This is a genomic window from Arthrobacter agilis (assembly GCF_002953615.1).
GTDB classification, from domain to species: Bacteria; Actinomycetota; Actinomycetes; order Actinomycetales; family Micrococcaceae; genus Arthrobacter_D; species Arthrobacter_D agilis_B.
The window spans coordinates 88,769-98,227 of sequence record NZ_CP024915.1 but is presented as its reverse complement, the minus strand read 5'-3'; the positions used below and the strand labels follow the sequence as shown (position 1 = coordinate 98,227).

The 9,459-nt window shown below is 69.3% G+C and carries 8 protein-coding genes and 2 pseudogenes; 1 reads left to right on the top strand and 9 read right to left on the bottom strand.

What is annotated here, in order from left to right:
• The 4 genes and pseudogenes from CVO76_RS00450 to CVO76_RS00435 all read right to left on the bottom strand — a co-directional run.
• Positions 1-249, bottom strand: a pseudogene (locus tag CVO76_RS00450) (sugar ABC transporter permease YjfF); the annotation flags it as partial.
• Positions 249-1,280 carry an ABC transporter permease gene (locus CVO76_RS00445; RefSeq protein WP_208740302.1) on the bottom strand — a complete coding sequence of 344 codons (1,032 nt, stop codon included), beginning with the start codon at positions 1,278-1,280 and terminating at the stop codon, positions 249-251. The gene CVO76_RS00445 and the pseudogene CVO76_RS00450, both read right to left, overlap by 1 nt.
• Positions 1,277-2,800, bottom strand: a complete 1,524-nt coding sequence (locus CVO76_RS00440) for a sugar ABC transporter ATP-binding protein (protein ID WP_208740301.1) — start codon at positions 2,798-2,800, stop codon at positions 1,277-1,279. Before CVO76_RS00440 ends, CVO76_RS00445 begins: the two co-directional genes overlap by 4 nt.
• A gap of 98 nt (positions 2,801-2,898) precedes the next feature.
• Positions 2,899-3,870: an ABC transporter substrate-binding protein gene (locus CVO76_RS00435; RefSeq protein ID WP_208740300.1), complete on the bottom strand. Its 972-nt coding sequence runs from the start codon at positions 3,868-3,870 to the stop codon at positions 2,899-2,901.
• Positions 3,871-4,097: 227 nt separating this feature from the next.
• Between CVO76_RS00435 and CVO76_RS00430 the strand changes: the two genes are divergently transcribed.
• Entirely contained in the window at positions 4,098-5,105 is a 1,008-nt protein-coding gene (locus CVO76_RS00430) for a LacI family DNA-binding transcriptional regulator (protein WP_208740299.1), read from the top strand.
• A 95-nt stretch (positions 5,106-5,200) separates the two neighbouring features.
• Here the strand turns inward: CVO76_RS00430 and CVO76_RS17485 are convergent, their stop codons facing one another.
• The 5 genes and pseudogenes from CVO76_RS17485 to CVO76_RS17545 all read right to left on the bottom strand — a co-directional run.
• Positions 5,201-5,326, bottom strand: coding sequence for a hypothetical protein (locus CVO76_RS17485; RefSeq protein WP_279628586.1), 126 nt, complete (start codon positions 5,324-5,326; stop codon positions 5,201-5,203).
• A gap of 147 nt (positions 5,327-5,473) precedes the next feature.
• Entirely contained in the window at positions 5,474-6,082 is a 609-nt protein-coding gene (locus CVO76_RS00425; protein ID WP_208740298.1) for a GNAT family N-acetyltransferase, read from the bottom strand.
• Between the two features lie 149 nt (positions 6,083-6,231).
• On the bottom strand, positions 6,232-7,590 hold the full coding sequence (gene nhaA / locus CVO76_RS00420) for a Na+/H+ antiporter NhaA (protein WP_133081299.1): 1,359 nt from the start codon (positions 7,588-7,590) through the stop codon (positions 6,232-6,234).
• A gap of 203 nt (positions 7,591-7,793) precedes the next feature.
• A complete protein-coding gene (locus CVO76_RS17550) occupies positions 7,794-8,249 on the bottom strand; it encodes an arsenate reductase ArsC (protein ID WP_208741645.1) in 456 nt (151 codons plus the stop codon).
• 168 nt (positions 8,250-8,417) lie between these two features.
• A pseudogene (locus tag CVO76_RS17545) lies at positions 8,418-9,404 on the bottom strand (anthranilate synthase component I family protein); the annotation flags it as partial.
• Positions 9,405-9,459: the final 55 nt, after the last annotated feature.

Below are 9,459 nucleotides of genomic sequence, written 5' to 3'. Positions count from 1 at the left end.
GAGGTCGATCCCGCCGGTGAGGATCACGAACGTCATCCCGACGGCGAGGACGATCAGGAAGGTGTTGTCGATCAGGAGGTTGAGGAACACCTGGCCGGAGAGGAACCCGGGGTACATCACGGCGCCGGCGGCGAACATCGCCAGGAACAACCCGGTCGTGGCGAGTGCCGGCGCGTAGCGCGCCTTGCCCTGGAGGCGGCTGATCCGGCTGCGGTTCAGCGGCGCCGGGGTGCGGGTGAGGACCGACATCAGATGGACACCTTCACTTCGGACTGTTCTGTCACGGGACGCCGGCGCCGGCCGAGCAGCGCCCGGGCCTTGCTGGACTGGAGGAGGCAGACGATGATGACGACCAGCGCCTTGAACACCAGGGTGACCTCGGGCGGGATCCCCAGCGTGTAGACGGTCGTCGTCAGTGTCTGGATGATCAGGGCGCCGACGAGGGTACCCACGAGGCTGTACCGGCCCCCCGCCAGGGAGGTTCCTCCGATGACGACGGCGAGGATGGCGTCCATCTCGATGTAGAGACCGGCGTTGTTGGCATCCGCGGCCGTCACATTGGAACTGATCATCAGGCCGGCGACGGCTGCGCACAGACCGCTGAAGACGTAGACGGTCCAGGTGATGTTGCGTGCGTTGAGCCCTGCCAGCCTGCTGGCGACCGGATTGATGCCCACCGCTTCGATGAGCGTTCCGAGGGCGGTACGCCGCGTCAGCAGCCCGGCCACGCCGAAGGCGACCGCCGCAATGAGGATGGAGATCGGGAGGCCGAGGAAGAATCCGGCGCCGATCGCCTGGTAGGAGTCGTTGGACACGGAGATGATCTGGCCGTCGGTGACGAGTTGCGCCAGTCCCCGCCCGGCCGTCATGAGGACGAGGGTGGCGATGATGGGCTGGATGCCGACCACCGAGACGAGGAAGCCGTTCCACAGACCGAGGGCCAGTCCCACCGCCACGGCGATGACCACCGCCACCGCCGCCGTGCGGAAGGAGGAGGGATCCGGGGAGTTGTAGATGTAGGTGCAGGAGACCGCCCCGGAGATGGCGGCCACGGCTCCCACGGACAGGTCGATACCGCGCGATGCGATGACGAGCGTCATGCCCAGGGCGATGAGGATCGTCGGTGCACCGTTCCGGAGGATGTCGATGAGGCTCCCGAACAGGTGCCCGTCCTGGACGCGCACGGCCAGGAAGTCGGCGCGGAAGAGCTGGTTGAGGAGGAGCAGGAGGACCAGTGCGAGCACGGGCCAGGTCAGCCGGTGCTTCAGGAGGGCGTTCATGCGTTCGTCCCCGCGATGATCGTCATGACGTCTTCCATGGTGACTCCGTCGTTGGCCAGGTCGGCGACCATCTCCCGGTCCTTGAGCACGGCGATCCGATCGCTCAGCCGGAGCACTTCCTCGAGCTCGGCCGAGATGAAGATGATGGACATGCCGTCGGAGGCGAGGGTGCTGATGAGCTTCTGGATCTGCGTCTTCGCGCCGATGTCGATGCCCCTGGTGGGTTCGTCGAGGATCAGCAGCCTGGGGTTCGTGATGAGCCAGCGGGCGAGCAGCACCTTCTGCTGGTTGCCGCCGCTCAGATTTCGAATCAGGGCGTCCTTGCTGGCCGGACGGATGTCCAGGGCCCTGATGAACTTCTCGGCCAGCTGGTCCTGCGTCGCCCGGGGGATCCGCCTCAGCCATCCCTTGCTGGCCTGCATGGCCAGGACCAGGTTGTCGCGGACGGACAGGTCGCCGATCAGTCCTTCCTCCTTCCGGTTCTCCGAGGAGAAGGCGATCCCCCGGTCGATCGCGGAGCGGGGAGTCCGGAGCGTCCGGACCGTTCCGCCGATCCGCAGGCTGCCCTGATCGGACCGGTCGGCCCCGAAGAGCAGCCTCGCGGTCTCCGTGCGTCCGGAACCCAGCAATCCTGCCAGGCCGAGGATCTCACCGGCGTGGATGGCGACGGTGACGTTACGGACGGAGCCCTTGCGGCCGAGGCCCTCCGCCTGCATGAAGGGGGCATCCTGCGTGCGGTCCGACTGGCGGCGGCCCTCGGCGTCCTCGAGTTCGGCGAGGGCGTCCATCTCCTTGCCGATCATCTTCGAGATGAGTGCCATGCGCGGCAGGTCCCGGGTGAGGTATTCGCCCACCAGCTTCCCGTTGCGCAGGACGGTCATGCGGTCGGAGATCTCGTACACCTGCTCGAGGAAGTGGGACACGAAGAGGATGGCGACGCCACGGTCGCGCAGCGTCCGGATGACCGCGAACAGTTGCTGGACCTCGTCGGCATCGAGGCTCGAGGTGGGCTCGTCCAGGATGAGCACCCTGGCGTCCACCTGCACCGCCCGTGCTATCGCGACGAGCTGCTGGAGGGCGATCGAGTGGGAGGACAGGACGGACCCGGGGTCGATGTGCCCCAGCTGGAGCTGCCCGAGGACCTCCCTCGCCTTCCGGCGGACCTCCTTCCAGGAGATGCCCCCGCGCCTGCGCGGCTCCCGCCCCAGGAGGATGTTCTCCTCGACCGACAGGTTGGGGCAGAGATTGACCTCCTGGTAGACCGTGCTGACGCCTGCGGCCTGTGCCTCCGCAGGGGAGGTGAAGCGGTGGTCCGAGCCCATCACGGTGATCGTCCCGCCGTCGATCGCGTAGACGCCCGTCAGGGCCTTGATCAGTGTCGACTTCCCGGCGCCGTTCTCCCCCATCAGGGCATGGACCTCACCCTGGAACAGCCGGAGGTCGACTCCGTCGAGCGCCTTCACGCCGGGGAATTCGATGGAGATCCCGGCCATCGCGACCACGGGGACGATCTCGTTCATTGTCCTGCCCTTCTGTCGGGGATGCGGTGGCCCGGCCACCGCATCCCCCGTCGTCGACCCGGACACCCGCTTCCGGTGTGCCGGATCCTGTCGAGCTCCTAGTACTCGCGGCTGGCCAGGACTTCCTTGGCCTGCTCCGGGGTGAAGGCGGATTCCTCCGTGACGACGCGGGCGGGCACCTCCTCGCCGGCGACCACCTTCGCGGCCAGGTCCATCAGCTGCTCCCCGAGGAGGGGGTTGCACTCCACGATGTAGTTGATCTTGCCCTCGGACAGCGCCGTCATGCCGTCCTTGACGGCATCGACGGTGATGATCTTGATGTCCTTGCCCGGCACCTTGCCCGCGGCCTCGATCGCCTCGATCGCCCCGAGTCCCATGTCGTCGTTGTGGGCGTAGACGACGTCGATGTCCGGGGTGTTCTTGAGGAACGCCTCCATGACCTGCTTGCCGCCGCTGCGGGTGAAGTCGCCGGTCTGGGACTCGACGATCGTGAGGTCGGGATCCGCCGCGATGGCCGCCTCGAACCCTTCCTTCCGGTCGATCGCGGGGGCCGCTCCCGTGGTGCCCTGCAGCTCGACGATGTTGATCGGGCCGTCCGTCGACGCCGAGTCCTCGACGAGCCAGTCGCCGGCCTTCTTGCCCTCCTCGACGAAGTCGGACCCGAGGAAGGTCTTGTACAGGGAGGTGTCGGCGGAGTCGACGGAGCGGTCCGTCAGGATCACGGGGATGTCGGCATCCTTGGCTTCCTTGAGGACCGTGTCCCAGCCCGACTCGACGACGGGCGAGAAGGCGATGACGTCCACCTGCTGCTGGATGTAGGACCGGATCGCCTTGATCTGGTTCTCCTGCTTCTGCTGCGCGTCGGAGAACTTGAGGTCGACGCCTGCCGCCTTGGCGGAGTCCTGGATCGACTTGGTGTTGGCCGTGCGCCAGCCGCTCTCGGCGCCCACCTGTGCGAAGCCCATGGTGATCCCGTCATCGGAACCACCTCCTGCGTCCGAGCCGCCACCACACGCCGTCAGCGCGAGGGTGGTCGCTGCGATGACCGTCACGAAGGATTTCTTGAACACTGCTGCCTCCTGGAATTCGGAACCGCAGCAAGGAGCACCTGCACCGTCGTTGCTGCGCGGGCGTCGTGCCCTGGCTGCAATTGTGAACGCTAACAATTAGGCGGTCAAGTGATTCCGGTCACATTTTCGACACGGTGCGGAACGCCTCGGAACGACGTCGCCGGGGGCGATACACGCTCCGGGTTTCGTGCATACTGGGACCACGTGGGGAGATGGGCGACAACTCGATGGCCGAAGTAACAGCACCGCGGGGACCGAGCCTCACGGACGTGGCGACGCTCGCAGGGGTCTCGCACCAGACGGTGTCCCGTGTGGTCAACCGGCACCCCAACGTCAGCGACGCGACCCGTCGGAAGGTGCGGGCGGCGATCTCGGAACTCGATTACCGTCCCAACGCCGCCGCGCGCTGGCTCGCCACGGGGCGGACCCATTCCATCGGCATCCTCGCCGGCGAACTGGCGCAGTACGGGCCGTCGAGCGTCCTCATGGGCATCCAGGACGCGGCCCGGAGTGCCGGCTACTTCCTGACCGTCGTGACCCTCAAGGACTACTCCGAGGCCGCCGTGGACGAAGGGCTGAGCGGGCTGCTCAACCACGGGGTCGAGGCCGTCGTCGCGGTCACCCCGCATGTCTCGGCCCTCGAGGTGCTCGCGAAGGTCCAGACCAGCATCCCGATGGTCATGGTGGGCGGCGGCGGCGGGATCGACGGCGACGTCTCGCTCGATCAGGAGGGTGGAGCGGCGCGGGCGGTGGAGCACCTCGTGGAGCTCGGACACCGCCGGATCGCGCACCTCGCCGGGCCGCTGGACTGGGTGGATGCGCAGCGCCGGGTGGACGGGTGGCGCAGGGTGCTGCGCGCACACCGGCTCGGGGACGGAGCGCTGTACCAGGGGGACTGGAGTGCGCGGTCCGGCTACGACGCCGGGATGCGGCTCGACGTCTCCGACGGCACCACTGCGGTCTTCGCCGGGAACGACCAGATGGCCCTGGGCCTGCTGAAGGCGCTGCGTGAGCGAGGCTGCAGCGTTCCCCGCGACGTGAGCGTCGTCGGGTTCGACGACGTTCCCGAAGCCGAGTTCTACGAGCCGTCGCTGACCACCGTCCGGCAGGAGTTCCACGACCTGGGCCGGTCCTGCATCGACGCCCTGATGGACCGCGGGGCCCGGAGCGCTGCGGACGCGGGCCCGCTGCGCCTGGTCATCAGGGGGAGCACGGGACCTGCCCTGCCGCACTGAGGGCGGCCCGATGGTCATGTCCCGGCGCATACCCTGCCGGGACGCAGGAGAGGCCGGACCGCATCCCGCGGTCCGGCCTCCGTCGAAGGGAAGTGCTACTTCTGGTCGCCGTCCTTGCCGTCGAAGGTGTCCTTGGCCTTGTCCTTGGCCTGGTCGACCTTCTCGGGGTTGTCCTGCGCGTAGTCCTTGGCCTTGTCGGCCATTCCACCAATGTCTGCCATGTAGTGACCCTTCAGTCGAACTGGTCCGCGGGCGCCCGTGACCGCCGCGGTCTGACCCCTCCATGGTGACCCGATCGCATGCCCGACGGTGCGGCGAACCCCTGGTTGACAACGGTGCTGACGTGTCCGCCGTCTCCGGATCCGGTCCTAGCCGCGGGGCCGCATCCGGTACAGCAGGCTGTCGCGGACCATGGGCCACTCGTGGGCGAGGATCGAGAAGACGACGGTGTCGCGCAGCTCCCCGTTCCCGGCGCGGGTGTGGCTGCGAAGGACGCCGTCCTGTCTGGCGCCCAGTCGCGAGATCGCCTCGCGCGACTGGTGGTTGAGCCAGTGCGTGCGGAACTCGACGGCGGGGCACCGGAACTCCTCGAAGGCGTGGCGGAGCAGGAGGTACTTCGATTCCGTGTTGGTCCCGGTCCGCTGGGCCGAGGCGGCGTTCCAGGTGGAGCCGATCTCGACGCGCGGGGTGTCCCGGTCGATGTTCATGTAGGTGGTCATGCCGATGATCCTGCCGGGCCCGCCGCTGCCCGGCTCGACGAGGCGTGTGGTGAAGGGCAGCATGGAGCCCGTGTCCTGCAGGGCGAGGCGCCGGTCGATCTCCTGCCGCATCCCCTCCCGGGTCGGCACGGAGGTGTACCAGAGGTTCCAGAGCTCGCCGTCGGCGGCCGCGGCCACCAGGCCGTCGTGGTGCTCGTGGGCGAGGGGTTCGAGGACGACGCGGTCTCCCCGCAGGGTGGTCGGTTCGAGGGAGGCCATGCACCGACCCTAGTGCGGGATCGTGCGCGCCGGGAGGCGCCACGGCGGTGTGGTTCCCTGCGGGCGGCTCGAGTTGCGGGCGGCGTGGAATCGCAGGGCGGCCTGCCGATGCGCCGACGAGGCGGTGCCCCTGCCCGGACCAGGCGTGGTCAGGGGTGGTGGGGCTGCCCGTGCTGGTAGACGTCGGGGGTGCCGTCGTCGTCCGCGTCGATCTCCTCCTCGGCCTGGATGGTGCGGTAGTGCCTGTTGCGGCTGCGCAGGATGATCGCGGACAGGAGGGCCGCGGTCAGCGACGCGGTGAGGATGCCGACCTTGGCGTGGTCGTTCGTGGTCCCGCCGTCGCCGAAGCTCAGGTCGGCGATGAGGAGGGAGACGGTGAATCCGATGCCGGCGAGCAGGGCGACCCCGACCAGGTCCACCCACTTCAGGGACGCGTCGAGGGTGACGCGGGTGAGTCTGGTGAGCAGCCAGGTGGTGCCGACGATGCCGATGGGTTTGCCGGCCACCAGTCCGGCGATGATGCCCAGGGTGACGGGGTCGGTCAGGGCAGACAGGAAACCGCTCCAGCCGCCCACGGCCACGCCCGCGGAGAAGAACGCGAACACGGGCACCGCGAAGCCGGCCGAGAGGGGGCGGAAGCGGTGCTCGAAGATCTCGGACAGCCCGGGCCCTGCACCGGGTCCGCCGCTCGCCCGGCTGCGGATCACCGGTACGGCGAACCCGAGCAGGACTCCTGCAACCGTGGCGTGGATGCCCCCGGCATGCACGAGCGCCCAGACGGCGAAGCCGATCGGGAGCAGGATGAACCAGGCCGCGGCGGGCTTCAGGCCGAAGAAGCGCCGGTACTTCTGGGCGAGGACCGTGAACAGCGCCAGCGGGATCAGGGCCAGGAGCAGCGGCGCGAGGTGCAGGTCGTCCGAGTAGAACACCGCGATGATGGTGATGGCCAGCAGGTCGTCGACCACCGCGAGGGTGAGCAGGAAGATGCGCAGGGCGCTGGGGAGGTGGGAGCCGACGATGGCCAGGACCGCGACCGCGAACGCGATGTCGGTGGCCGTGGGTGTCGCCCAGCCCTGCAGGGTCTCGGGGCTGGAGAGGTTGATCACCGCGTAGACGAGGGCCGGTACCGCGACCCCGCCGAAAGCTGCAGCGACCGGCACGACGGCCCTGGTGAAACTGCGCAGATCCCCGGCGACGAACTCCCGCTTGAGTTCCAGCCCGACGAGGAAGAAGAAGACCGCGAGCAGACCATCCGCCGCCCATGCCCCGAGGCTCAGCTCCAGATGCCAGGGCTCGTACCCGATCCGGAAGTCCCGCAGGGCGAAATAGCTTTCCGAGGCAGGGGAGTTGGCCCAGATCAGGGCCACGGCTGCGGCGAGGACGAGCAGGATCCCGCCGACGGTCTCCTTGCGGAGGATCTCGCCGATCCGCAGGACCTCCGAGTAGGAGCCTCGGCCCAGGACGCCGGATCGGGGTGCGGGTGTGGGCTCGGGTGCTTCTTCGGCCATGGGAGGATTCCTCCTGGAATCGGGGTCGACGACACAATCTGCCGACCAGACTTCCCGGCTCACCGCACTCCACTCTACCCACCGGCACCGGCACGGGGAACATCCTGCTGCCACGCTGCTCGTGCCGTGCTGCTCGTGCCGTGCGGCGATCCCGGCCGCCGGAGCGGCCACGGACGGTGTCGTCCGGCGCTGCGGAGCAGGTCCTAGCCGGGCAGGAGGTCCTCGATGAGGTGCTGGATGCGGCGCTTGATCTCGTCCCGGATCGGTCGGACGGATTCGACTCCCTTGCCGGCGGGGTCGTCGAGCACCCAGTCCTCGTACCGCTTGCCGGGGAAGTACGGGCACTCGTCCCCGCAGCCCATGGTCACGACGACGTCCGAGGCCTCCACCGCGTCGGTGGTGAGGATCTTCGGGGTCTCGGCGGCGATGTCGATGCCCTCTTCCGCCATGGCCTCCACCGCTGCGGGGTTGACCTGGCTCGCCGGCCGGGAACCGGCGGACAGCACCTCGATCCGTCCTTCGGAGAGGTGGTGCAGGTAGGCCGCGGCCATCTGGGAGCGGCCGGCGTTGTGGACGCAGACGAACAGGACGGAGGGCTTCGCCGCAGAGGCGGTGTCCGCAGGTCCGGGTCCGGCCGGCGGGGTGGTGTCCGTGGTCATGAGGGTCTCCTGGTCGGGACGGGTCGGGACGGGATCGGGGAGCGGAAGGGGGTCACCGATGGGCACGCGGTCGCCAGGGAAACCGGCACCCAGGGCCGAGAGGACACCGCGCGCCTTCGTCCGGACCTCGTCCCACTCCTCGGCAGGATCGGAATCGGCGGTGATCGCCCCACCGACGCCGAGCGTGAGGTGCGTGCCGCCGTCGTGCTCCCGCAGGACGAGGGTGCGGATGACGACGGCGAGGTCCGTGGCGCCGGTCAGGCTGAAGTATCCGGCTGCGCCGGAGTAGGGGCCGCGGGGAGCCTCCTCCAGGCCGTCGAGGATGGCCATGGTGCTGATCTTCGGTGCTCCGGTCATCGATCCGGCCGGGAACGCCGAGGCCACGACGCCCGCCCGGGCACTCCCGGGCCGGAGGCGCGCGTCGATCGTGCTGACCATCTGGTGCACGGTGGCGTAGGTCTCGATGTCGCACAGCCTGCTGACCGTGACGGATCCCGGCACCGCGTGGTGCGAGAGGTCGTTGCGCAGCAGGTCCACGATCATGATGTTCTCCGCGCGGTCCTTCTCCGACGAGCGCAGCTCCTCGCGGAGGAGGGCATCGGTCGCCGGGTCCGCTGACCGGCCGCGCGTCCCCTTGATGGGCTCGGCCCGCATCCGGCCGTCGGCGGTCAGCTCCAGGAACCGCTCGGGGGACGTGCTCGCGACGGCAAAACCCGGGAAGCGGAGGAAGGAGGCGAACGGGGCAGGGCTGCCGGTGCGGAGCCGGAGGTACGCGCCGAGCGGATCGAGGGCGTCCGTGCGGGCGGACAGCGAGGTGGTCAGGCACACCTCGTAGGTGTTCCCCTCGGCGATCTCCGCCTGGGCGCGGCGCACCTTCGCGAGGTACTCCTCGCGGGAGTCCCGGGCGGCGAACCGCGGCACGGGCACGGGCAGGGGGAGGGGCGGCGGAGCGGGGGCCGGCGTGGCGAGGGCCTCGCGCGCGCGGGCACGCCAGGCGCCGAGCTCGGCGTCGGGACGGCCGTCGGAGAGGGTCAGCAGGAACACGGCGCGCTCGGCGTGGTCGAGGACGACGGCGCGGCCGGCGAAGATCAGAGCGGCATCGGGGAGGGCTCCCTCGACCGGCGGGGTGGATCCGCCGCCCGTCTCCCGCTTCAGCTCGTAGCCCAGGTAGCCCAGCCAGCCCAGCCCGAACTCGCACCCGAGGCCCTCC